General features: G+C 47.1%; 20 protein-coding genes and 1 pseudogene. 17 read left to right on the plus strand and 4 right to left on the minus strand.

Annotated elements, in window-relative coordinates:
* Positions 1-406 precede the first annotated feature (406 nt).
* The 9 genes from O3C58_00115 (at position 407) to tenA (ending at position 9130) form a co-directional block, all read left to right on the plus strand.
* Entirely contained in the window at positions 407-3616 is a 3210-nt protein-coding gene (locus O3C58_00115) for a PAS domain S-box protein (protein MDA0690269.1), read from the plus strand.
* 3 nt (positions 3617-3619) lie between these two features.
* Positions 3620-3946, plus strand: a complete 327-nt coding sequence (locus O3C58_00120) for a hypothetical protein (protein ID MDA0690270.1) — start codon at positions 3620-3622, stop codon at positions 3944-3946.
* Positions 3930-5090, plus strand: a complete 1161-nt coding sequence (locus tag O3C58_00125; protein ID MDA0690271.1) for a hybrid sensor histidine kinase/response regulator — start codon at positions 3930-3932, stop codon at positions 5088-5090. Before O3C58_00120 ends, O3C58_00125 begins: the two co-directional genes overlap by 17 nt.
* A 2-nt stretch (positions 5091-5092) precedes the next feature.
* On the plus strand, positions 5093-5485 hold the full coding sequence (locus O3C58_00130; protein MDA0690272.1) for a response regulator transcription factor: 393 nt from the start codon (positions 5093-5095) through the stop codon (positions 5483-5485).
* A 4-nt stretch (positions 5486-5489) separates the two neighbouring features.
* The gene (locus tag O3C58_00135) at positions 5490-5630 is read left to right on the plus strand and encodes a hypothetical protein (protein MDA0690273.1); all 141 of its coding nucleotides are present in this window, start codon (positions 5490-5492) and stop codon (positions 5628-5630) included.
* The gene (locus O3C58_00140; protein MDA0690274.1) at positions 5631-6950 is read left to right on the plus strand and encodes a GspE/PulE family protein; all 1320 of its coding nucleotides are present in this window, start codon (positions 5631-5633) and stop codon (positions 6948-6950) included.
* Between the two features lie 21 nt (positions 6951-6971).
* Positions 6972-7370, plus strand: coding sequence for a hypothetical protein (locus O3C58_00145; GenBank protein MDA0690275.1), 399 nt, complete (start codon positions 6972-6974; stop codon positions 7368-7370).
* 273 nt (positions 7371-7643) lie between these two features.
* Positions 7644-8468 (plus strand): bifunctional hydroxymethylpyrimidine kinase/phosphomethylpyrimidine kinase, encoded by an 825-nt coding sequence (thiD, locus tag O3C58_00150; GenBank protein MDA0690276.1) that lies wholly within the window; start codon positions 7644-7646, stop codon positions 8466-8468.
* An 11-nt stretch (positions 8469-8479) separates the two neighbouring features.
* Entirely contained in the window at positions 8480-9130 is a 651-nt protein-coding gene (tenA, locus tag O3C58_00155) for a thiaminase II (protein ID MDA0690277.1), read from the plus strand.
* Positions 9131-9329: 199 nt separating this feature from the next.
* Here the strand turns inward: tenA and O3C58_00160 are convergent, their stop codons facing one another.
* Both O3C58_00160 and O3C58_00165 read right to left on the minus strand, forming a co-directional pair.
* A complete protein-coding gene (locus O3C58_00160; GenBank protein MDA0690278.1) occupies positions 9330-9503 on the minus strand; it encodes a hypothetical protein in 174 nt (57 codons plus the stop codon).
* A gap of 167 nt (positions 9504-9670) precedes the next feature.
* Complete coding sequence (locus O3C58_00165) at positions 9671-11287, minus strand: SagB/ThcOx family dehydrogenase (protein MDA0690279.1); 1617 nt, start codon at positions 11285-11287, stop codon at positions 9671-9673.
* 210 nt (positions 11288-11497) lie between these two features.
* Here O3C58_00165 and O3C58_00170 point away from each other — a divergent pair, with 210 nt between their 5' ends.
* From O3C58_00170 to O3C58_00180, 3 genes are all read left to right on the plus strand, one after another.
* A complete protein-coding gene (locus tag O3C58_00170; GenBank protein MDA0690280.1) occupies positions 11498-11941 on the plus strand; it encodes a YaiI/YqxD family protein in 444 nt (147 codons plus the stop codon).
* Positions 11942-12000: 59 nt separating this feature from the next.
* A complete protein-coding gene (locus O3C58_00175) occupies positions 12001-12963 on the plus strand; it encodes a DUF523 and DUF1722 domain-containing protein (GenBank protein MDA0690281.1) in 963 nt (320 codons plus the stop codon).
* Positions 12964-13323: 360 nt separating this feature from the next.
* On the plus strand, positions 13324-15813 hold the full coding sequence (locus O3C58_00180; GenBank protein ID MDA0690282.1) for a glycogen/starch/alpha-glucan phosphorylase: 2490 nt from the start codon (positions 13324-13326) through the stop codon (positions 15811-15813).
* A 33-nt stretch (positions 15814-15846) separates the two neighbouring features.
* On the opposite strand, the pseudogene O3C58_00185 reads toward O3C58_00180, so the two are convergent.
* Positions 15847-18474 (minus strand): annotated as a pseudogene (locus O3C58_00185) (glucosidase).
* A gap of 292 nt (positions 18475-18766) precedes the next feature.
* Here O3C58_00185 and O3C58_00190 point away from each other — a divergent pair.
* From O3C58_00190 to O3C58_00200, 3 genes are all read left to right on the plus strand, one after another.
* Complete coding sequence (locus O3C58_00190) at positions 18767-19279, plus strand: YchJ family metal-binding protein (GenBank protein MDA0690283.1); 513 nt, start codon at positions 18767-18769, stop codon at positions 19277-19279.
* 30 nt (positions 19280-19309) lie between these two features.
* Positions 19310-19465: a hypothetical protein gene (locus O3C58_00195; GenBank protein ID MDA0690284.1), complete on the plus strand. Its 156-nt coding sequence runs from the start codon at positions 19310-19312 to the stop codon at positions 19463-19465.
* A 115-nt stretch (positions 19466-19580) separates the two neighbouring features.
* Positions 19581-20519, plus strand: coding sequence for a hypothetical protein (locus tag O3C58_00200; GenBank protein ID MDA0690285.1), 939 nt, complete (start codon positions 19581-19583; stop codon positions 20517-20519).
* Positions 20520-20596: 77 nt separating this feature from the next.
* Here the strand turns inward: O3C58_00200 and O3C58_00205 are convergent, their stop codons facing one another.
* Entirely contained in the window at positions 20597-20842 is a 246-nt protein-coding gene (locus tag O3C58_00205) for a helix-turn-helix transcriptional regulator (protein ID MDA0690286.1), read from the minus strand.
* Between the two features lie 665 nt (positions 20843-21507).
* Here O3C58_00205 and O3C58_00210 point away from each other — a divergent pair.
* Together O3C58_00210 and O3C58_00215 are read left to right on the plus strand one after the other, a co-directional pair.
* Positions 21508-22665, plus strand: a complete 1158-nt coding sequence (locus O3C58_00210; GenBank protein MDA0690287.1) for a helix-turn-helix transcriptional regulator — start codon at positions 21508-21510, stop codon at positions 22663-22665.
* An 86-nt stretch (positions 22666-22751) separates the two neighbouring features.
* Positions 22752-25598, plus strand: a complete 2847-nt coding sequence (locus tag O3C58_00215; protein ID MDA0690288.1) for a tetratricopeptide repeat protein — start codon at positions 22752-22754, stop codon at positions 25596-25598.
* The last annotated feature ends 25 nt before the right edge of the window (positions 25599-25623 follow it).

Consider the following 25623-nt stretch of genomic DNA (forward strand, 5'->3'; position numbering starts at 1 on the left):
AAAATAGTATGTCAGACTCAATCTAAAGCTGCACAATATGTGAGTGTTCGGATAACTATCTGAAAAAATTATGTTTATATGATTTTAGCGCACGACCCCATTTTTGAATGGATTTGCAGTTCTCGCCAGTTTCATCCTCATTGAAATAATATCTGATATACGAATTATATATCCGTAAACAATTGCATTTCTGTGGTATCTGCTTTAACATTTAATGTAATCGTAAAAAAAATAGGCAAAGTTTCATCCTTGTTTTTTAGGATATTGGGTGTCAGCGGGTGGCCAGCTTTCCCCCTTTTTTTCTCAATTTCGTTCTTAGTGAGGAACTGTCTGAGTGAACGCAAATACAAAACCCCCCAGCCTTAAAAAAAGCCGATTTGGTTTTAAATGCCAAATCATTTTTTCTTTGGTTTTTTTACTGTCCTTGCTGACTGTGGATTGGTTCACCCATAAAGCTTTCGTAGAGCAGATGAAAACCAATTTATCGGTAAGGCTTAGGGATGTGCTCACTGCAAATACCGAGGCGCTGATGATCTGGATGGATGATAAAAAAAGGACAGTAAAAACTCAGGCACAAAATTCAGAGATCCGCCGCAACATCTTATCGCTGGCTCAAAAAGCCTCGGTAAAAGGATGGACTCCGGATTCGTTGCGAGAATCCGAAGAGCTTGCATTCCTGAGGCAGTCCCTTGGATTGTTGACCAGGGCATTTGGTTTTACGGGGTTCGTCGTTCTGAATAAGGACGGACTCCAGATCGGTGCGTTGCTGGACGAACCCACCGGTCAGAAGGAGCTCATAGAGAGATCGGATTTCATCCAGCGATCCCTCAGGGGAGAGACGGTTTTCTCGCTTCCGTTCACGGGTGAGATGGATCTGCCAGACGCTAACGGAGTATGGCATTCGAATTGGCCCACCATGTTAGTGTCCAGCCCAGTGTGGAACAAAGAGGGAAAAGTCGAGGCGGTGCTCGCCTTTCGCCTGCGTCCTGAGAATGAATTTTCGAACATGCTCGCCACCAGTCGAAATGGGGTCAGTGGCGAAACTTATGCTTTCAATAAAAATGGACTCATGGTTTCCGACAGTCGCTTTATTGAGGATTTGAAGAAAATTGAACTCCTTCCGTTAAATACGCAATCCGGCGCCATTCTCCAGGTAGAGATTCGTGATCCGGGAGGAGATATGACCTTGGGGTATCGCCCGAAAGTTGCCCGTGGCAAACAACCGCTGACTGAAATGGCCGCCAGTGCTGTCCGTGGGGAATCGGGGGGGAATGTAGAAGGGTACAACGATTACCGGGGAGTGACGGTGGTGGGAGCCTGGACCTGGCTGCCGGTTTTGAACATGGGCATCGCCACCGAAATAGATCGGGAAGAAGCTTATCTGCCCATTATAAGCCAGCAACGGGGATTTTTAATACAATTTTCAATTTTGATTATGGCAGCAGTGTTGGCATTGATTTGGCGTTGGAGGCAATTTATTTTTGAGCAGGAACGCGACCAGGTTTTGCAAGATCAGGCATCTGTAAATAATTTGTTAAACACGTTAAGCCATGTGCAATCGCAATTTATTGCCGAGGCCAATCCGGCCCTCCTGTTTGACGGATTGCTGAAAAATATCCTCGAGTTGACGGAAAGTGACTATGGGTTCATCGGGGAGGTTTTGCAAAGTGCAAGTGGAGAACCTTATCTCAAAACACACGCGATCACCAATATCGCCTGGAATGAAAAATGGCAGGATTTTTATGAAGTCAACGCTACGATGGGGCTGGAGTTTCACAACCTCAATACGCTTTTTGGAGTGGCACTCACGACCGGCAAGACCGTTATTTCCAACAAACCCTCCAAAGACTCTCGTGCCGGAGGGCTTCCTGAAGGTCACCCCGATTTAAAGGCTTTTCTAGGTTGCCCGATCTATCTCAAAGGCAAAATGATAGGCATGGTGGGAATTGCCAATCGACCGGGGGGATACGATGAACAAGTTGTGCAATACCTGGATCCGATTCTGAATACCAGCGCCAGTCTCATTCATGCGATTCATAACCAGAAAAGACAAGAACTGGCGGAAAGAGCCCTTCGCGAAAGCCAGGCGAAAAACAAAGCGGTGGTGGATCATATCGTGGATGGAATCATCACGATTGATGAGAAGGGAACTATTGAATCCTTCAACCCCGCAGCGGAGCGTTTGTTCGGTTATAAGCCGGAAGAGGTGACCGGTCAGAACGTGAAGATGCTGATGCCGGAACCCTATTGTTCCGAGCACGACCAGTATTTGCAGAACTATCGGGAAACGGGAGTTTCCAAAATCATCGGCATTGGCCGGGAAGTGGTGGGTCTGCGCAAGGACGGGTCGACGTTCCCCCTGGATCTTGGGATCAGTGAAATGTATGTGGGCGAGACGCGGTTGTTTTCCGGCATTGTTCGGGACATCACCGAGCGTAAAGAGCAAGAGCGGGAAATTATCCTGGCGGTCGGGGAGTCTGATCGAGCTAAAGAAGAGGCAACCAAGGCCAAGGAAGCGGCGGAATCCGCCAACCGGGCAAAAAGCGCTTTCCTTGCCAATATGAGCCACGAGATTCGCACACCCATGAACGCGATTCTGGGGTATGCCCAGATCATGAGGCGCGATTCCACTCTCGCGGAGAACCAGCAGGAAGCGGTTGCAACGATCGAAAAAAGCGGCAACCATCTTTTGAGCCTGATCAACGATATTCTGGATATCTCCAAAATCGAGGCGGGACACATGGGGTTGCACCTCGGCGACTTTGACCTGAACGAATTGGTTCAGGGGCTCGGGGTCATGTTCCGTTACCGGTGCGAACAGAAGGGCCTGAATTTTCACTTGGAGGGATTGAACGGGAATCCTTTTAGTTTACACGGCGATGAGGGAAAACTGAGACAAATATTGATCAACCTTTTGGGGAATGCGGTCAAATTTACGGATGGGGGCGAAGTCGTATTAGAGGTTAAATTCGAGGCGAAAGATCGTTATCAATTCTCGGTGACCGATACAGGGAAGGGGATTCCCAGGGAAGCTCAAGGTAAAATCTTCGAGCCGTTCCAGCAGGCTGAGGAGGGTGTGGAAAAAGGAGGCACCGGCCTGGGACTGGCGATCGCCAGGAAACAAATAGAAATGATGGGCGGAAAGCTAAAAATTGAATCTGAGGAGGGCCGAGGTTCGCGTTTCTTCTTTACTTTAGACTTGCCTCCGGCAACAACGGAGGTTCAAGCGCGGTCCAAACGCGGTGAACGCAAGATTACTGGCCTGGCACCGGGATTCAGCGTCAAGGCGATGGTCGTGGACGACAAAAAAATCAACCGGGATGTTCTGTCCCTGCTCCTGAAGGATATCGGTGTACAAGTAATGGAGGCGGAGAATGGAAAAGAAACGCTGGATAAATTGGATTCTTTCGATCCCGACATCCTCTTCATGGACATGCGCATGCCGGTGATGGGCGGCAAAGAGGCGGTCGGGGAAATCATCAAAAGGTATGGGAAGGACAGGTTCAAGATGGTGAGCATCACCGCATCTGCCTTTGAGCATCAACGGAAAGAATATTTAGATATCGGTTGTCATGATTTCATCGCCAAGCCCTTTAGAGTCGAACAGATTTTTTAGTGTTTGTCGCAACTATTGGGAGCGGAGTTTGAGTATGAAGTTTCGAGCGAAGGTGAGAAGGAAAGTGAAAATCACGCGCCTCGCCAGTCGATTGATTTTTCAAAGATCCGTATTCCCGGAAAATTGGTTATGAATTTTAAAGATGCGGTTGAAGAAGGCAATGTCACTCAATTGGAGGAGGAGCTACGCAATTTATGCCAATTGGGTGAGGATGGGGAACTTCTGGCAAGCCATTTATCCGGGTTGGTCCAATCGTATGATTTCGACGGCGTGCTCAATACTTTGGATGAAATAATTATCGATGGAGCGTTAAATGACTCAACAGACTGAATTAAAAACAAGCCTATTAAGGAATAAAGTTCTCATTGTGGATGACACGCCCGCAAATATTGATGTGTTACGAAAAACGCTGGCGCCGGAAGGTTATGAACTCTCGGTCGCGACCAGTGGAGAAGCCGCAGTCAAAATTGCCGCCCGGTTAAAACCGGATCTGATTTTGCTGGATATCATGATGCCGGGAATCGACGGTTACGAAACGTGCCGCAGGATCAAGAGTGATGTCAATAACAGGGACACGGCGATCATCTTCATATCCGCAAAAAATGAAACTGCAGATGTGGTTAAAGGATTTTCAATGGGAGCTGTGGACTATATCAACAAGCCCTTTCAGCACGAAGAGGTGTGTTCCAGGGTTCGGACGCAAGTCAATTTAAGAGCCTTGACGGAAATGCGGGAAAGTTTGCTTTCCAGGTTGAAAGATAGCGTGAATAAGCTCACTGAGATGGACGAGATGAAAAACAGGTTTTTAGGCATGGCGGCACATGATCTGCGTAATCCTTTAGTCTCCATCCGTGGCCTCTCCGAGTTATTGCTGGATGAAAATAATACTTTCTCCGATGGCGATGTGAAGGAATTTATTGCGACCATGCATGACGCCAGTCAGTACATGCTCAGTCTGGTGAATGATCTTCTCGACACCTCGGTCATCGCAAGTGGGAATTTGACGATAAACCTTAAAAAATGTTCGCTCAAGGAATTGGTCGAGAAGGTGGTTCGGGCCAATGAGCGCCTGGCGGAAAATAAGCAAATGAAAATTCAGCTTTCGCTGGAAGATGTTCCTGAATTCAATATAGACCCCAACCGGATCACGCAAGTTGTGGAAAATCTGCTCACCAATGCGATTAAATATTCCTCTCCGGGGTCCAATATTTATGTGTCATTAGAAAGTGTGGACGATAGCGCGAAGGTGGGCGTTCGCGATGAAGGACCGGGAATTTCTCTGGAAGACCAGAAAAAACTTTTTGGAGGATTTCAGAAATTAACTGCCCAACCAACGGGAGGCGAGTCGAGTACCGGGTTGGGTCTGGCCATCGTTAAAAAAATGGTCGAAGCTCACCAGGGAACTCTTGATATTGAAAGCCAAATGGAAGTTGGCACTACCTTTTCATTTAAAATTTCTAAAAATCTGAGGTAATCATGAAAAAAAATAAACATAAATTGCTGCTTGTCGATGATGAAATTCATATCAGGGCCTTGATGAAAAATGTCATTAAATCTTTAGGGTTTGAAGAGATTATCGAAGCCAAAAACGGTCAGGAAGCTGTTGAAATGTTTCAGGCGGAATCTCCGGATATCGTTCTCATGGATATCAACATGCCGATGAAAACTGGAATTGAAGCCCTTAGGGAAATTAAACAAATAAAGCCCGATGCCTTTGTGATCATGTTGACGTCTCTTACCGATGTCGGGAGCATTGAACAATGCCTCGAACTCGGAGCCAGTAGTTATATTCGCAAGGACAACCCCATTGCTGAAATTAAAGAGCTGGTCGAGGATGTATGGCAGGAATTTGAAGCCGCCGGACGGTAAGCTGATGAACAAAAAAATTGATCTCAATAAAATGTTGGCAGAAATAGAAAAAGAAAATGGCCTCGGTACGCTTAAATCGCAGAAATTATCTCAAAAAGAGATCCTGGAGATGATGCGACGCAAAAAAGAAGAACGGAAGAAATAATTGTTAGCTACTAAAAACGAAAAATTCTTTGAATTATTGCTTGAAAAAGATCTGCTGACTAAAGAGGACGTTTTTAAGCTTTCTAAAATTTACAAAGGAGATTCCTTTGCAATTTTTAAGCGTCTTTGCCAGGGGTTTCGTGGAGGAGCGGCGAATAAATTTGAGCTTGGAATAATTTGGGGAGATTCCATAGGATTTTCTTTTGTAGAGCTTGGAAAAACCCTTTTTCAATCCGAAGTGGTTCATCAACTCCCGGAAAAATTTGCCAGGAAAAATAAAATCATCCCCATTTATCAATTTGGGGATATTGTTACCCTGGCCACGGCGAACCCGAGAGACGCAAGCGTCTTGGCCAACGCTGAATCTATAATTAATAAAAAAGTCAGCCCCGTATTTGCTTTGCCGGAGGAAATCGAAGATGCGATAGAAATTCACTATCAATCTGCCGGGGTTCTGGAAAATCTCACCAAAGGACTTGTTGATGGCGATGGCATTACTGACTTTGTGGAATATGGTCGGGAAATTTCCAACGAGCAATTAAAAGAAATTGCTGGAACCGAAGCAATCGTGCAACTTGTTCGCAGTTTACTACTTTTTGCGATCAAGGAACGTGCCAGTGATATTCATTTAGAACCCTTTGAAACTCATGTTCAGGTTCGATTCCGCATTGATGGATTTCTTGAGCTTAAATTAAACCTGGGAAAAGCAATCCACATCCCTTTGATATCCAGGCTTAAAATTCTTGCGAAACTGGATATTACAGAAAGGCGAAAACCGCAGGATGGAAGAATCTCCCTCGCCCTGGCCAATCGTTCTATTGAATTCAGGTTTTCCACCATTCCCACGATTCACGGGGAAAAGATAGTCCTTAGGATAATGGGGCATGTCGTAGAGCAGCCCATTCCAAATATTGAGGAACTGGGCTTTTCACATGAAAATCTCCAGAAGGTCAAAGAATTGATGCAAACTCCCAATGGAGTTATTTTCGTTACCGGTCCTACAGGTTCCGGGAAGACCACAACCCTCTTTTCGATGCTAAAACATATCAATAAACCCGGCATTAATATTCTTACCATTGAAGATCCTGTGGAATACAAGATGGAGGGGATCAATCAAGTGCAAGTGAATCCTCATATCGGGTTGGATTTTGCCACTGCCCTGCGATCATTTTTACGCCAGGACCCGGATGTGATTTTACTAGGAGAAGTCCGAGATGTTGAAACGGCTAAAATTGCTTCTCAGGCCGCACTGACAGGACATCTGGTTCTGACCACGATGCACACGAATAATTCCTTTCAGGAAGTGACCCGTCTCGTCTAAATTGGTGTGGAACCTTTTTTGGTGGCGCCCTCCGTTATCGGGGTCATGGCGCAAAGACTGGTCCGGAAACTATGTGGTCACTGTAAAGAAAAATATGCGTTGACTCCCGAAGAAATTGAACATCACTTTATCTGGGATGGAAAACAAGAAGTCCATTTTTATCGAGCCAGAGGGTGCCGGGAATGCAATCAAACAGGGTATAAAGGTCGAATTGCTCTTCATGAGCTGTTTATTCTGGATGAGAAAATGCGAGAGTTGATCGCCAAGAATTCTTCCATTCTGGAGATTCAAAAATTGGCCATGGATAGGGGGTTTAAAAACGTCCGCTATGATGGCATCAAAAAAATTCTTCAAGGATTAACAACGATTGATGAAGTGGATATGGTTACGGAAAAGCGGAGTGTGCTTCTAGAGTATTAGTTTGGACAGAAACAACAAGCCTGTGCAAGATATGGCCCAGGGAGTCGATGACAGAGGGTTTATGGATTCAACCCGAGTCGCTAAAACTTTCTGCCGAGGCAGGCATTTCATATTTTTGCGAATGACTCCCCTCTGATTTAAAGAATTACCAAACCCCGCCTTAGAGTTATCCCCACCTTCTATTTCAAGATATTTATAAAGTCAATTTCTCTGGTATGATTCGTATTATCTATTTATTCATGGGATCTTTAGAAATTGATGGTTGTGACCTTAATGAAGCCAATTAAAAAACCAGAGTATTTTCGGACCTTAACCATTGCCGGGTCGGACAATAGCGGCGGGGCGGGAATTCAGGCGGACCTGAAAACTTTTTCCGCTCTGGGTTGCTACGGAATGTCCGTGATCACCGCACTGACCGCCCAGAATACTCTAGGGGTCCGTGGCATTCAAGAAATTCCTCCTGAGTTTGTTGTTCAGCAAATCCAAACCGTCATGGAAGATGTGGGCGTGGATGCCGTCAAAATCGGGATGCTGTTCAATTCCCCCATTATTAGGAAAGTGGCGGAGTTCCTGCGAGAGAATCCCGTTCCACTCCTGGTGGTCGACCCTGTCATGTTTGCTAAAAGCGGTGACCGTCTGCTTCTTAAAGACGCCATCGACTTGTTCTCAAGGGAGCTACTTCCAATGGCAACGGTGCTCACGCCGAATATTGCAGAGGCGACAGCTATTTTGGGTCGTCCCGTAGACAACCGCGAGGATATGGAGCAAGCGGCGAAGGACTTGTGTCTAATGGGGGCTCGAGCTGTGGTGGTGAAGGGAGGCAATCTTTTACAAGATTCCAGCGACGACTGTTTATTTGTCCGGGGTGGAAAGATTCACTGGCTGAATCAAAAACGGGTGCAGACAAACAACGTTCATGGAACCGGCTGCACGTTCTCCGCCGCGATCACCGCTTTTCTTACGCGTTCTTACTCTATTGAAGACGCGGTTCGGGAAGCCAAGAATTACCTCACCGGCGCGCTTGAAGCCGGGGCCGGCTACAAGTTGGGAAAGGGGAAAGGCCCCGTCATGCATTTTTATCAGACCTGGAACAAATAATCGGAGGCAGTATGTCTTTTTCAAAAACCGCATGGACGGCCATCATGCCTATTTATAAATCAATTATAGAACATCCTTTCAATCAAAAACTGGCCGAGGGAACCCTGGCAAAAGAGAAGTTTCAGTTTTATATGAAACAGGATTCTCTTTATCTGGTGGATTTTGCTCGTGCGCTGGCCCTGGCGGCATCCAACGCTCAAAACCCAGACGACCTGGTCCTCTTGCTCGATTTTTCCAAAGGCGCCATTGTTGCCGAACGCAGTCTGCATGAATTTTATTTCGATTTCTACGGGATTCAACTGGATGTCAGCCAGGCGCCGGGATGTTTCTCTTACACGCATTTTCTGATTGCTACCGCCACCCATGCAAGTTATGAAGAAACTCTTGGGGCTTTGCTTCCCTGCTTTTGGATTTACCGGGAAGTGGGAATGCACATCCATAAGAACGCGGCGCAGGACAACCCTTACCAAAAATGGATCGATACGTATTCAGGGGATGAGTTTCAGGAGATCGTTCAAAACGCCATCGACCTGACCGATCGAGTGGCCAAACGGGCCAATATGCAACAAACTGAAAAAATGCACGCAGCCTTCGTCATGTCCACTCGTCTGGAATGGATGTTCTGGGACAGTGCGTACCGGATGGAGCAGTGGAAACCTTGAAACAGGTTTACTATTAAAATCAATCCGGAGAATGATTTTTTTCAGTTTGAAAGCAAGAAGGGTCAGGTCGTCAGGCAATTCTGAATTTTTTGGAATCAACGGTGAACCAATACCGCTTCATCTCCGCAGATTTTCTCCCAAAAATTTTTCTACAGGGGTACTTCTGTTTTGCTCTCACGCTGAGCAAAAAAAGTTGCTCTTACAGAGAGAGTTTCTTTTCCTGGATTTCGGCTCTTCTGGTTTTAGTTAGTTTTCCAAGTTCACCCAACGCTTTTCTAGCCCTGGCCGCTGCTGCTTTTACATTTTTAGTTTCAAAGTTTTCATTTTCAGCGAGGTAGGTTTCATACGCAGCAACAATTTGATCATGGGTCATGTTTGATTCCTTTTTAATATTTTTTTTAATACGTCTTAGATACAAGAGGACACATTATAAACCGAGACGGAGAAAGGTGGGAATTTTTTTTTCTTTGAATGGTTACCTAAAAAAATTACATTGGAAACGAACGCGTCGCGGTCCCGGTGATCTCAGCTATTATTTTTTCAATAAGGTGGAAGCGTTGTCAAGCGGGTGTCCTCGACAGGTCCGCCCACGGTGAAATGGTAAAGGCTTTGGTAGCTCATGTCCTGAATCCCAAAAATCTGATGGACGGGATCGTCAAAAAAACATCCTATCCCGGTACTACGAACTCCACTGACTTCCGCCTGCAGGTATAAAACCTGTCCTATAGCCCCGCACTCCCAGTAAAGACGGGGATAAAACCACGAGCCATATTTTTTGAGCGGTTCTTCAAAAGCGCTGATCATTCCCAAACTGAAACAGCCATTAGCCGCGATTTCCTGCCCGCAGGAAACGGATGCCGCAGTCCTCATCGTGTCTCTCTGATCCAGCAAAAATAAATCCAATTCCGCGGGACACCCTTCGGGTTTTTCCCATAAAAAATTGGGTTTAAATTTTGCCTTCAAGTCCTGCAAATGATTTTTGTTGCGCACAAGAAAATACAATCCTTTAGGAAGATCATCGACCCGATGTACGAATAATCCCAAATGCACATTGGGTTCCCAGGGAAGCATCTGGAAGGGCAGGGGACAGGCCTCGGGAATTGTTTTTATTAAAAATTGGTAAAAAGTTTCCCGGTTGATTGTGGTGCGTCCGTCCATGGCAACAGCGCTTCTGCGTTGATGAATGGCTTTCCTTAATGGAAACAAATCTTCATCAAGCCGTTTTGATAAAGATCCAGTGTCAAAATTAAAATTTGGCTGGCCCCCGGTAAATGGTTTTTTCGTATTTTGAGAAACTTCGTCTATCCCTGACCAGGCAACATGAGATTTACTGAGAATATTGGGGGTTCCGCACCAGTTTACATTTGTAAAACTATCCAGCACCTGTTGTTTATCAAAATTCCAGTCACTTGAAATTTCATTCGGGGAAATAGCCATCAGACATTCCGGAACTTCCACCTCATCCTCGTTCTTTTCTGTTAATCCGAGAATGATTTCTAAATCATCACATCCCAATTGATCCAGTAAAACGGCTCGCCAACCCAAACCGGCGCAAGCGATGTTGATTGCCGCCAACGCATGTCCCAGATCATGATGGCAGTACCGAAAAGCCCGCAGACCGTACTTCCAGGCTTCCCGCCAGTAGATGGAACTCAAGCCGATAAAGATCGTGTCACCGGGCAATCCAGCCAGCATTTTTGTCCATATTTCGATGGGGAAGGTGGCTCGAACTTCTAAACCATGCAACCTAGGGGAGTAATGAAAGATGGCGGGAGTTTGAGATAAACCCTGCAAAGGGCCGGAGATCAGATATCCTTCGGTCGGGTGCAGGTTGCCGCTCGATGGATTGACCCGGAGCGCCCATTTGGAACCCTGGAAGCTCTTCCAGGCTGATAGTGCGAGACTGTCAAAAAATAACTGCGAGACGGACTCAAAGCTCAAAGGAGAAGCTGCGACCGCGGACGGTTGGAGTGCTTCCGCAAAGAAAGGTTTTTCCGTCGGAGGTATTTTTTTTAAGGGGATGACCTCTGCGCCTTCGTATCTCCTGAAGGGATCGGGCTGGGAATCCCAATCCAAGTATCCAGGGCCTGGGGCAAAGGAATGAGTTCCGTGTTTGGAGGACTGGTGATATCGGGAGACTTTATCAAAGGCAGACATGGTTCTCTTTTCATTTAAAAGTTATTAAGGGCTCTACGGCCCAGGCAAAATAATTGATTGATAGAGAATATCAGAGAAATTGACATATTCGGGAGGCTCAATTAAAGTAACTGCATCCATCTGCCTCGGAGGTGGCCCATGATTACTGGGAATATGCGGCAGATTTCTCTGAGCCCACACATTCTAACCAGCAACCTGTCAGGACAAAAAATGAAAATATGGGTCGATGCAGACGCTTGCCCCAGGGCGGTCAAAGACATTTTATTCCGCGTGGCGGACCGGACAGAAATATCGGTGATATTTGTTGCCAATCAGTGGTTGCGTCTGCCGAACTCCATGTTTATTCATTTGGTTCAAGTGGGGCAAGGGGCGGATATCGCCGATGATGAGATTGCCAATAAATGCGAAGCCGGGGATTTAATCATCACAGCCGACATCCCGCTCGCCGCCCGCATCGTAGAAAAGGGTGCGCTGGCTCTCGACCCGCGCGGCAGGCTGTACGATAAAAATAATATTGGGCAAATATTGGATATGCGCAATTTCATGGATACCTTGCGCGGTAGCGGCGTCGAAACCGGCGGCCCGAGCAGTTTTGGCCAGCGGGAACGGTTCAAGTTCGCCAATGAACTGGATAAGTTTATTGCCTGTCAGTGAGGAGAAATGCGTGCCCGCAAATGAGCCGCCTACCTTCATTAAGGGAAAGATATTGAGGTATGGAAAACGATGGTGAAAAAATCCGGCTCGGTATCAGCAGTTGTTTGTTAGGTGAAAAAGTTCGATGGAATGGAGAGCATAAGGAAAACCGGGTTGCCAAGGAGATACTGGGAAAATACTTTGAATATGTCTCCGTATGCCCGGAAGTGGAAGTCGGAATGGGGGTTCCGAGAGAAACAGTTCATTTGTGGGGAACGAAAGATTCGCAACATCTGGTTGGAACAAAATCAGGAAAAGATTGGACAGAAAAAATGCTCCGGTTCAGTGAGGAGAAAAATCGAGAATTAGCTTCGCATCGCTTGAGTGGTTTTATTTTCAAAAAAGGGTCGCCTTCCTGTGGCGTCAGTCGCATCCCGGTTTATTCAGAATCCGGCTACAAGCTAAATATCCAGGCTCAGGGATTATTTGCCGGGGCCTTTATAGCTGAGTTTCCTTCGATTCCCGTTGAAGAAGAAGGCCGGTTAGATGATATCAAAATCCGTGAAAATTTTATCGTTCGCGTGTTCAGTTTTTACCGACTGCAAAATTTGTTTCAAGGAGGTTTTTCCACGGGAGCGTTGGTAAACTTTCATTGTCGGCAAAAAATGTTACTGCTGTCTCACAGCAGAAAGCATTATGACGCTTTGGGTCGCCTGGTGGCCGACGCCAAAGTGTATCCTCCAAAAGAATTGAAAAACCGCTACTTCCAGCTGTTCATGGAAGGGCTGACTTATAAATCCACACCGAAGAAAAATACCGATGCGCTTTTACATATGTTGGGATTTTTAAAAAAGCATCTGACGAAGGAAGAAAAGCAGGATATTTTGTCAACTTTGGAAAATTACCGAAAAAAACTCGTGCCTCTCATTGTGCCTATCACCCTGATAAAGCAACATGTGGAAAAACGCAACATCACTTATCTGCTCGATCAGGTGTATCTGAATCCGCATCCCAAAGAGCTGATGCTACGAAACCATGTGTGAGAGGTTCCTTACCAATCACCGCCCTCAGCTTGTAGCAATTTGGCGCTGGAGGTCATGGCTCGCATTTATTCAGATCGCCGCAATCTTTTGAAATCTCGCGACTTGAGACCAAACGTTTCCATATATTCGACTTGAATGGCTTTTTTTGCTGAATTTTTTTCGTATTTCCATTAACTTAAGATAGTGAGGGAACGCGACTATGAATATAAAAAACAATCTGATAGCTGAAGCAGATTGTATTTCTGGCGCAAGATTCCCACCACCAGGGATAAAATGCAGAGGCTAAGAAATCCGATACGTCCTGCGGTGATCTGAATATCGGAGTCATTCATTAACCACCATCCAGTAATTGCGAGGCCCATGAACAAACCGGAATTGATTACAGTTGATACTCTGAGCAATGGAAAGAGTGTTGAAGCTCTGAAAAGTTCTTTTAATGCGCATCGTAAATACACCCTGGCTAAAACCCAGTCCGGGGCAACCCAGATGGATCTTTATAAAAGTCTGGCTCTGGTGGTGCGCGATCGCCTGGTGGAAAAGTGGCTTGAGACGAAGAAATCGCAATACGATGCAGACGTCAAACGGGTGAATTACCTGTCCATGGAATATCTGGTAGGCCGAGTTTTGACCCAGAACATGACCAACCTCGGTTTAGAGGAAAAAATTGCAAGTGCCGTTCGGGAACTGGGCTACGATCTCGAGGAGTTAGAGGAGACGGAAATCGAGGCGGGATTGGGTAACGGCGGCTTGGGCCGGTTGGCGTCCTGTTTTCTCGAATCCATGGCGACCCTGGATCTTCCGGCGAACGGTTACGGGATGCGTTACGAGTTCGGAATTTTCCATCAGCACTTTCACGATGGCTACCAGGTGGAGGACGCCGATAACTGGCTGAGGCAGGGCAATCCCTGGGAGATTTCCAGGCCGGAACATCTTCATCCCATCAAATTTTATGGCCGCGTCAGGCACACCGCGCACCCCGATGGCACCGAGACCTATGACTGGGTAGATACGCACGATAACGTCATGGCCATGGGTTACGACATTCTCATTCCGGGGTACCAGTGTCAAACAGTGAACAGTCTGCGACTGTGGAGCGCACGGTCCACCGAAGAGTTCGACTTTCAGCATTTCAATGAAGGAGATTATATTCAGGCCGTCGGTGAAAAGCAGAGAAATGAAACCATCTCGAAAGTGCTTTACCCCAACGACAAATCGATCCAGGGCAGGGAACTACGGCTGAAGCAGGAATATTTCTTCGTTTCCGCTTCGTTGCAGGATATTATCGCACGCTACAAATACGGTCACTCCAGCTTCGATCAGCTTCCCGATAAAATTGCGATTCAATTGAATGACACGCACCCCTCCCTGGCGGTTCCGGAGCTGATGCGAATTCTTATCGATGTCGAAGGAATGGCCTGGGAGAAGGCCTGGGACATCACCGTTCCTACCATGGGATACACCAACCACACGGTTTTGCCTGAGGCCTTGGAAAAATGGTCCGTGGAACTTTTGGCGCATGTGTTGCCTAGGCATCTACAGATTATTTTTGAAATCAACCGTCGGTTTCTGATTCAGGTAGAGGAGCGATTCCCGGAAGACCCCGATCGTCTGGAGCGTATGTCCATCATTGAGGAGGGGCCGGTAAAGTTTGTGCGAATGCACAATTTAGCTCTGGTCGGCAGTCATGCGGTGAACGGTGTGGCGGCCTTGCACACGGAAATTCTCAAAAAAAGTTTGTTCAAGGATTTCCATGAAATGTTTCCTGAGAGGATTCAAAATAAAACCAACGGCATCACCCAGCGGATCTGGTTGAAAGAATGCAATCCCAAACTATCCGAGTTGATCAATGAAAAAATCGGTCCCGCCTGGATCAAGGATCTCCCGCAATTAAAAAAGTTGTTGCCTTTGGCAGAGGATCCAGATTTTCGCCGACGTTGGGCTGAAATTAAACAGATCAATAAAAATTATCTGGCCGATCATATTCAGCGGACAATGGCTATTCAGGTCGACCCTGAATCGCTTTTTGATGTGCAGATCAAGCGTGTTCATGAATACAAAAGACAGTTGTTGAACATCCTGCACGTCATCGTTCTTTACACACGGATCATTAAAAGTCCGGAAGGCAATCACTTGCCGCGCACGGTCCTGTTTTCTGGAAAAGCCGCGCCCGGCTACGCTATGGCCAAAACAATCATCAAGCTGATCAACAGCGTGGCAAAAACCATCAACTCAGACGATCAAATTGGCGACAGACTACGGGTGGTTTATCTACCAAACTATTCCGTGTCCCTGGCGGAGAAAATTATCCCCGCCGCCAACCTGTCCCAGCAAACCTCCACCGCCGGGATGGAAGCCTCGGGAACCGGCAATATGAAACTCGCTTTGAATGGGGCGCTGACTTTAGGAACCCTCGATGGAGCGAATATCGAGATTCTGGAAGAAGTGGGGAAAGAGAATATTTACATTTTCGGTCTCACCGCTGAAGAAGTCGAAAATACCAAGCAAAACGATTATCGGCCCAAGGAGATTTATCTGGCGAATAAGGAATTGAAGCTGGCGATCGATATGATTCAGGAAGGGTTTTTCTGCCCCGAAAACCCCGGCATATTTCATCCCATTGTGGATTCTCTGCTCAATCAGGGAGACCGGTTTATGGTGCTTGCAGACTTTGAATCTTATTGCCAGGCGCAACAAAAGATTGAGGAGGAGTTTAGAAACACTGACCTTTGGACGAAAAAGTCAATCATCAACTCAGCCTGTATGGGCAAGTTTTCCAGCGATCGGACCATTTCTGAATACGCCAGGGATATCTGGGACGTCAAGCCGCACCGGGTCAGTCCCACAGAGTAACCCTGTCCTCTATTTTTACAGCCGACCCGGGGTTTAGGTTATTCTGGGTTGCATTAATTTCGCTATCAAAGCCGTCCAGCCCGTTTGATGGGAAGCCCCCAGACCGCGTCCCGTATCGCCGTCAAAGTACTCGTAAAACAGGATGTGATCCTTGAAGTGGGGGTCGGTCTGCATCTTTTCCTGGCCATGGTAAACCGCCCTCTGTCCCTTTTCATCGCGCAAAAAAATTCGCGTCAATCGGCGGGATAATTCATTAGCGGCATCGTTGATGGTGATGAATTTGTTTGAACCTGTGGGATATTCGATTTTGAAGTCGTTGCCGTAGTAGTGATGAAACTTTTGCAGGGATTCAATGATGAGAAAGTTTAGTGGAAGCCAGATGGGTCCCCGCCAGTTGGAATTACCCCCGAACATATACGAGTCCGACTCTCCGGAACTGTAGGAAACAGTTGTATCGTGTCCATCGTGTTTGAAAATATAAGGGTGGTCTTTGTGGATCTTTGAGAGTGATCGTACCCCATAGTCGGATAGAAACTCAGTTTCGTCCAGCACCCGTTTGATCAAACATTTCACGCGACGGCCGCGCAGAAGCGAAAGAAGACGACGTTTACCAAGCCCCGGTTCGGTCCAGTGCGAAATCAACTGGCACAGGTCGGGGCGGTTATTAAGAAACCATTTGAGACGCCGGTTAAAATTTGGAACTTTACTCAACAAAGCGGGCTCAAGAGTTTCCACCGCAAACAGGGGAATCAAACCCACCAGGGATCGAACCTTGAGCGGCATTGTTTTGTTGTCCGAAAAGTTCAGGACATCGTAAAAAAACTGATCCTCTTCGTCCCAGAGCTTGAAACCCTTGTCGCCGATATTATTCATTGCCTCCGCAATGTGCAGAAAATGTTCGAAAAACTTGCTGGCGATATCTTCATAGACCGGGTTCCGCAAAGCCAGCTCAAGAGCGATGCGCATCATATTGAGGCAATACATGGCCATCCAGCTGGTTCCGTCGGCCTGATTCAGGTGACCTCCAATGGGCAGGGGTTTGCTGCGGTCGAAAACCCCGATATTATCCAACCCGAGAAACCCGCCTTGAAAAATGTTCAATCCATGGGCATCCTTGCGATTGACCCACCAGGTGAAATTGAGAAGGAGTTTGTGAAACACCCTTTCGAGAAAGAAAAAATCTCCCGGACCTCCATGCCGCCTTCGGTCAATTTGATATACCCGCCAGGTTGCCCAGGCGTGGACGGGGGGATTCACGTCGCCGAAGTTCCATTCATAGGCGGGAAGCTGGCCGTTGGGATGCATGTACCACTCGCGGGTCAGTAAAAGGAGCTGAGACTTGGCGAACTCGGGGTCGATGACGGCCATGGGGATGCAGTGAAATGCCAGGTCCCACGCGGCGTACCAGGGGTATTCCCACTTGTCGGGCATGGAGATGATGTCCGCGTTGTTCAAATGTTTCCAGTCCGAGTTGCGCCCGTGGCGGCGCTCTTCAGGAGGCGGAGGGTTGGCGGGGTCTCCCTTTAACCATAGAGGCACATCGTAAAGATAAAACTGTTTCGTCTAGATCAAACCGGCGAACGCCTGGCGTTGAACGTTGCGGGTATCCGGATCGGAAATTTTTTCCTGCAAAGTGGCATAAAACGCATCCGCTTCATCCCGGCGCTGTTTGAATATATCGTCAAAATCCCGGAACGGTTCCGGATTTGGATGTTTGGTCAATCGGAGAATCACCGCTTCCGATCCGCCTTCAGGGACTGCAATTTTATAAATGGCGGCGGCCTTGGTTCCTGTCATTTTTGGGTTTATGGCATGGGTATCTCCATTTACCAGAAAATCGTGAAAAGCATCTTTAAAATAACCTTTAGCCTCATTTTGCCCATTCAGGCGATTAATGTTTGTTTCGTTGTCGCAGAAAACCAGTTCGGGGTTGTCCTTGAAATAACAGAAATGAGTTCCAAGGTCAGATGAATCGATGACCAGGTTTTCTTTTTTTTTGGTGTAAATCAGGGGTTTCTTTTTCTTTTCACTCCACGACCAGGTGTTGCGGAACCATATTTGTGGCAATACATGAACAGCGGCCTCTTCCGGACCACGGTTGTGGATCGTGATGCGCATGAGAATATCATCGGGAGACGCCTTGGCGTATTCCACTAAAATATCGAAATAACGGTCCTCATCAAAAATTCCTGTATCGATTAATTCAAATTCAAGAAGGTTTTTATCCCGCCGCTTGTTTTCTTCTATAAGACGTTCATAGGGAAATTCACTTTGCGGGTACTTATAAAGCATTTTCAGGTAGGAATGGGTGGGAGTGGCGTCCAGGTAATAATAAATTTCCTTCACATCCTCCCCGTGATTGCCTTCGGCGTTGGTCAGGCCAAAAAAACGTTCCTTCAAAGTCGAATCTTTCCCGTTCCATAAAGCCAGAGCCAGGCAAAGCCTTTGCTGATCATCGGAGATGCCCGCGATTCCATCTTCCCCCCACCGATAGGCCCGGCTGCGGGCGGCGTCATGAGAAAAATATTCCCAGGAGTCTCCTTTTTGACTATAATCTTCCCGCACGGTTCCCCACTGGCGTTCGGCAAGGTAAGGCCCCCATTGTTTCCAATTGGCCTTGTTGATATCATCCCCCTCAAGGCGCTTGTGTTCCGGGGTCATGGATGGCGACCCCTTTTCCTTTTCGGATTCTTTAGGGTTTTCGTTCTTCATGTGGTTTCCGACAATTCATTATTACAAGAAGGAATAAGAAAGTGATCAAGGTCTCTGTTTATCCGTGAAGGTTTTGTCATCGTAATGTATGTGGGTTCATTTAGGGTTGAGAATTCAGAGCTCCGGAAAAGATTTATTGGGCGAGTCAAAATCGCCGGGATTCATAATATGACCCAAATTCACGAGATTAGAAGAATTTTTTTTTAAAAAGTAATGAAATAATTTTGAATGGGAGTGTGCAATGAAGGAATGCCCTTGCGGGTCGGTGTTTCCCTACACCGATTGCTGTGGATTGTTGATAAGAGGATCGACGGTTGCCGATACAGCGGAAGACCTGATGCGGTCACGATACACGGCGTATACGCTTAAGGACTGGGACTACATCACCCGGACGACGCTACCCGATGAAAGAAAAAATTTACCGGACTTAGCAGAGGTCAACCAGGGCGTTCATTGGAAAAAACTGGAGGTATTTGGTGCGAAAAAGGGAGGAGCGACGGATCAGGAAGGGGAGGTGTCCTTCGTGGCAACTTTCACCAAAGATGGCGAGGAGGAGGTTCTTCAAGAGACATCGATATTTTTAAAAGAAGAAGGACGATGGTATTATAGCGGAAAACGGTCCAATCCCAGGACTTCTGCCCAGAAGCCAAGTCGACCGACCAAGCCTTTTGTTCGTAGCGAGGCCAAAGTAGGGCGGAACGATCCGTGTTCTTGCGGAAGTGGGAAAAAATATAAAAAGTGCTGCGGGAAATAATTCGTTGCCTGTAGGGAGGCGTTGACAACCGTGGATAAAAAGGACATGGATAAGGAAAAAAACGATTTGTCTGACGAAAAAAAACAGACGGTTGCGCCCGACCCAAAAGCGGAGAAAGAAATCACTCTGGCCAAGCGGTCCGGTCAGCGCCCGGCTTTGCCCTTTAGAAGAAAACCCCCGGCTTGAATTTTCCAGGCAACCAGGAGCCTTCCCTTCCCTTTAGAATCCCTCGTCAACGGGCATCCTGTTTTCGTGCCCAGATTCCCCTTATTCCGGGGATGAAGACAAACCTTGAAAAATTATGAAGGAAAATATTAAAACTGCTTATTTGGCGCCAATGGGTCTTCAAGACCAACTGGTGCAAGAGCTGGATGGCGTCCTGGCCTGTCACGACCGATTGGTTTTAACAGATCAACCGCCGGTAAAAAATTCGTTCTGGGCTCAGAATATCTGGTTCAACCCGGTCGTGATTCCCATCAAGTCTATTTCGGATGCGGCGACCAAACTCAAAGCCCTGCAAAGAAACTGGTGCTTGTATTCCTTTGATTTACATCGCCGGGCTCAGTTGATTCAGAAAGAGCTTCCTCACATTTCCGCCAAGCCTCTGAAATTTCCATCGCCCTTGCCCCGGTCGCCGCTTGGGTCGTGGACGCTATTGGATCGGGACACTTTACTTGCGGCCACCGAATGCTCGAGTTTATTTCCGAACGGGGAAATGGTTTTTGAAGAGGATAAAAAGGGGCCACCCAACCGGGCCTATCTCAAACTTTGGGAAGCTCTGACTGCCGTTCAGGAATACCCCTGTTCCGGTCAGTTCTGTATCGATGTCGGGTCCAGTCCGGGGGGGTGGACCTGGGTCCTGCAAAAGCTGGGCGCCGAGATTTTGAGTATCGACCGGGCAGAGCTGGACTCGAGCGTGCTTAATCTGCCGGGAGTCGATTTTCAAAAAGGGGATGCATTTTCACTGAAGCCCGAAGGTTTGCCGGAGACTCGCAAAAAAGTCGACTGGCTTTGCAGCGACGTTGTGTGTTATCCCGAAAAACTTTTCGACTGGGTGATGCTATGGGTGGAATCTGGAGCGTGTGATAATTTTATTTGCACCATTAAATTTCAAGGTGTCGGCGATTACCACATGGCGCAAAAGTTTGCCGAAATACCGCATAGCCGCGTGTTCCACCTTTTTCACAACAAACATGAGCTGACCTGGGTGCGTTTGAAGTCCTGGGAAAAACCCGTTTAAGAAAGGCAAATTCCCCCCAGCTCTTTTCAGGGAAGAGGGGCAATTCAACCCTTCAAACCCATCTTTCTGGTTTGCCCTCAATCTTCATCGACGAATAGTCTTTTCCGGTCCGCCAATTTAAAGCCAAGGGCAAAAAGGATTTTTCGTTTGGTGTCCAGACGGCAGTCGTATCCTTTTTCAATTCTGTCTATGGTTTGCACCGTGACCCCGGACTGTCGTGCGAGTTCGGCTTTACTCATCATTTTTTCTTCCCTGATTTGCCGGACGCTGTTCATCTTGTTTGTCGGTGTCAATCCAATTTTGCTTTTTGAAAGCGTGATCATATATCCACTCCGCGAGCAGGTTTGCTGATTTTTAAGAGAATCTCTAATAATTCGATAATTTTCTTTAAGGCAACTCACTGGCCCTTATTTCATAGGGGCCGCTCATGCCCAAATGCAGTTTTTAGAGGCGCTCTTAATTTATTTGGGACTGTCTCCATTGGAACGTTTTATCTCCCATAAATCAATACCCCATTAGGTGTAATTTGATGGAATTTAAACGGAGTCATCTAAAAATGGATGGCAACTAGCAGTCTGTTATAGGGTTGCAAAAAACCTTATAAAAACGGCGCTTACCTGTCAGCCTTCTTAAAAAAATCCGAATTAGGGGCTTTTGCCATGATTTGTCGATTTATCTTTCTTTGTGAGCAAATTTTTCAACAAAAGTATCAATTATTATAATTTTTATATAAGTATTCAATGCTTTAGGGGGGAAATTTGAGGTGAGAGGATCTCTAAAATTATTGAATTATCGCTAGTTAAAAAAAATGAGTGTTTTGTGTGGATTTTGGCACTCATTCTGCTTGTAACCTTTGAATAACCAGTAGCTTTTGTGGATGATTCGGGAGGAGGGGAGACGCCAACCGGAAGGTGTTCTTGAATCCGAATTTTAATGGACGGGTGCTCACAATTTTTAATAATCAGCAGAAAATGAGGGTGGAAAAGCCGTGGAAAATTTTCAAGCATTGAATTCCCTTTCCGAAAAAGATTCTCTGGCGATCCAGGAAGTCATCAATCACCTGCTTCTTGAGTGCAAGACGCGCCCCGCGTTAAAAGCGCTTTTTGAATCCCGCATATTACCGCTTTTGAATGCGGATTCCGCGCTTTATGCCTGGACGGATCCTGATTTGTTAAGTCCCAGGCTCATTGATTCCATAAATATCCCGGAAGAGGAGCTGGCTTTAATTGAGCAGTTTGTCACTAAAGACCCTGAAGCAGGAGCCTTATTGACGCATAGTCATCCTGTCATTGCCAGGGATATCGATATTCCTAAAGACACTGAGGGCATAAGGCAGGACCCTTTTCGAGAGGAGCCCTTACGGGAGGACCCCTTTTCAAAAAGAGAGCCTTCGGCCAACGATGGTTATAGTTATTTCGGCACTTCGAAAACCGGGGTGATCACCCTGGCGCTTCGAGACCCCAATCTGGGAGCCGGGATTCACCGGCGTTTGCCTTGTGACAAGCCCTGGTCGGTGAGAGACGTTTGCGTGCTGGAGCATATTCGCACTCCGCTTTTAATGGCAATCAAAACCATTGTGTTGGCTGAGGAATTGGCCAAGCATAAATCCATGCTGAACATTCTGGCGGATTCGCCCACAGCGATTGCTGTTGTTGACAGCGAAATGCGTGTCAGTTACAGCAACTCGGCCTGGAATGAGTTGATGACCGTGGGGGCGGATCGACAGCTGGACCCTGAATTGAAATCGATATTGCAAAAAGAAAAATTGAAGTGCGATCCCCCGTTTGCCACCAATACGTTTACTGGCAAGGACCCCGTTTATAAACTGTTGGACAGGGAATACCAGCTAGATTTTGCGCTATTGCGTGGGGACGATATGGGGGATAAGGACCCCTGGTTATTACAGGTGAAGCCCTTGACGGGATTACATCCGTGGTCGGATGGGCAGTTGCGGGAAGCGGGATTGACAAAAAGGGAAGTGCAAGCCTGCGAACTGCTGCGCCAGGGCATCGATCCGCATTTGATTGCGGAGCGGTTATTTATCAGTCCTCATACGGTTAAAACACACCTGAAAAGAATTCACCAGAAACTGGGGGTTCACACGCGGGCACAACTGGTTGCGACTCTGAATAGAAATACGGCTTAGCGAAGAGAAAATTTTCTTTGCGATGCAATCCAGGAAATGACAGCTAATTGATTCAAAACTTATTTTGTGAATAGAGAGAGCAGAAAATGTTTACCCCTATCATCAGCAATAAATTAAGTCTGAGCATTTTGGAAAAGACGTTTGGACCGAACCACCCGAAAGTGGCCGAATCCCTCAATCAATTAGTCAAATCCTACAAAAACAACAGTGATTACGACAAAATGGAGCCCTTACTGCTTCGGTCGATTGAGATTGGGGAAAAAACTCATGGCCGGGAACACCCGGAAGTGGCTCAATCTTTGAATGACCTGGCCGAGTTGTATCGAAACAAGGGGAATTTTGCCAAGGCTGAGCCCTTACTGCTTCGATCCCGTAAAATCCGTGAAAAAATATTGGGACCGGATCATCCGGATGTTGCCACCACCCTCAATAACATGGCGATCCTTTATGAGGACATGGGGTTTTACTCCAAGGCTTATCCCTTACTCCTGCAATCCCTGAAGATTCGTGAAAAATCTTTGCGTCCCGATCACCCGGATGTCGCGGAGTCTCTGAACAACCTGGCGGAATTGTATTACTACGACCGAGGCGATTTTGCCCAGGCCGAGCCTTTGCTGAAGCGGGCTCTGAAACTACGGGAAATGTCTTTAGGCGCGAATCATCCGGATGTTGCATCCACCTTGAATAACCTCGCCGTTTTGTATCGGGCGATGAAAAAATATTCCGAGGCGGAGCCCCTGGTTCATCAATCTCTGGGGATCATAAAGAAAGCAATGGGTGCAGATCATCCAGAGGTTGCTGAAGGCTTGAATTTCCTGGGCGAACTCTATTTGGAGATGGGGAAAAATGCCAAAGCGGAACCCAATTTTCAGCAGGCGCTGAAAATAAAGGAAAAGGCTTTTGGTCCCAATCATGAGGAGGTCGCCCCAATCCTGGCCCATCTGGCGGAGGTCCATTCAAAGTTGGGGGATGTTGCCAAGATAGAACCTCTTTTGACCCGTTGTCTGAAAATACAAGAGTCTACACTGGGTGCGGATCACCTCGATGTTGCCGGGACACTTGCGGGCCTGGGCGATTTCTATCGGAATGAACACAAATTTAACGATGCAGAACCTCTGTATGAGAGGTCCTTGAAAATCCGGGAAAATTCTCTTGAAGCGGATCACCCGGACATCGCCTCAACGGTCAATAGCCTGGCGGCACTTTACGATGCCATGGGCAATTACGCCAAAGCCGAACGGTTATTTTCCCGCGCATTGCAGATTCGTGAGAAAGCCCTGGGTCCTGAACACCCTGATGTCGCCCAATCCCTGGCCCATCTGGCCAAGATGTATGACGCGATGAAGGATTATTCTAAAACTGAGCCCTTGATGAAGCGGGCTTTGAAAATTTATGAAGCATCCATGGGGCCGGACCATCCTTTTGTTGTCGAATCACTCAATAATCTGGCTGGGTTTTACCGCAAGACCGGAGATTTTGGGAAGGTGGAGCCTTTACTCCTCCGATCTTTGGAAATCAGTGAAAAGCAATTGGGGATGGATCACCCGGAGGTCGCTCCCGCTCTCATTAACCTCGCCATGCTCTATGATAAAAAAGGCGAGTACGCCAAGGCCGAGCCACTCTATAAACGATCCCTGAAACTATTTGAAGAGCATTTTGGCAAGGATCATGCGGAAGTCGCCGCCTGCCTGAACCATCTGGCGGACCTTTACAACGCCATGGGGGATTACGGTAAAGTAGAGCCGTTATTACTGCAATCTCTGGAGATCAGTGAAAAAGGTCACGGTAGCGAACATCCCTGGGTCGCAAACTGCCTCAAACAACTGGCCGATTTGTATCGTAACAAGGGAGACTATGAGCGTGCGGAACCCTTACTTCTCCGGTCCCTGCAAATCATGGAAAAGGCCTTGCATGCGGATCATCCTGAGGTGGCGGAGATTGTGAGTCGTCTGGCTTATTTGTACAGCTCTCAGAGCCAGTCGAGTATGGCGGAGCCTCTCTATCTGCGTGCGTTAAAAATCAGGGAAAAATCGCTGGGGCCGGATCACCTTGATGTGGCCTCAACACTCAGGGACCTGGCTGGTTTGTATAAAGCCAATAAGAATTATGAAAAGGCCAAACCTTTGCTCCAGCGTTCTTTGGTCATTTTTGAAAAAAACCAGGGATCGGACCATCCGAATATGGTCCAACTCCTGAATAATCTTGCCGAGGTATTGAGCGCTTTAGGCGATAAATCCAATACGGAACCTTTGTACATCCGGATATTGCAGGTCGTGGAGAAAATGCACGGGCCGGACCATCCTGAAGTGGCTGAGGCTCTTAATAAACTGGCGGGGTTTTATGCCGATACCCGGGACTTTGCCAAGGCTTATCCATTGTTGATTCGTGCGCTGAAAGTCAAGGAATTGGCCCTTGGCCCCAATCATCTGGAAGTGGCGGGTATCCTCACCAAACTGGCGCTCATGTACAGGGGAATGAACGATTACAATAAAGCCGAGCCTTTGCTTCTTCGCGGATTGAAAATTTATGAGCAGATTTTGGGCGAGGAGCACCCAGACTTGGAAGAACCCCTCAACAGTCTTGCGGAGGTTTATTATGAAATGGGGGAATACACCAAGTCCGACCCCCTCTACCAGCGGGCATTGAAAGTCAAGGATCTGTCTCTTCGTGTCGCGCCGCCCTCTGAAGCTCCAAAAACCGCCTCGAAAAAGGATCGTAAGAAAAATGTTCGGCTGGAGTTTTCGGCCACCAAGGATCAACTATTAACGATTCTACCTGCCATCGCCGAATTGGCGGAAAAATCTGATGATAAGAAAATCACCATCCTCATCGAAGGGTCCGCCAAGGAAGGCTATGACGCCTCCTGGTTAAATGATTCCCTTAAGAAGTCCCTCCTCGAAGCTGAAATTGAAAAAGCTTTGGAAAATAATTAAAAGGCATCTCTAAAAATTAGTTTAT

The sequence above is a fragment of the Nitrospinota bacterium genome (assembly GCA_027619975.1).
GTDB lineage: Bacteria > Nitrospinota > Nitrospinia > Nitrospinales > VA-1 > JADFGI01.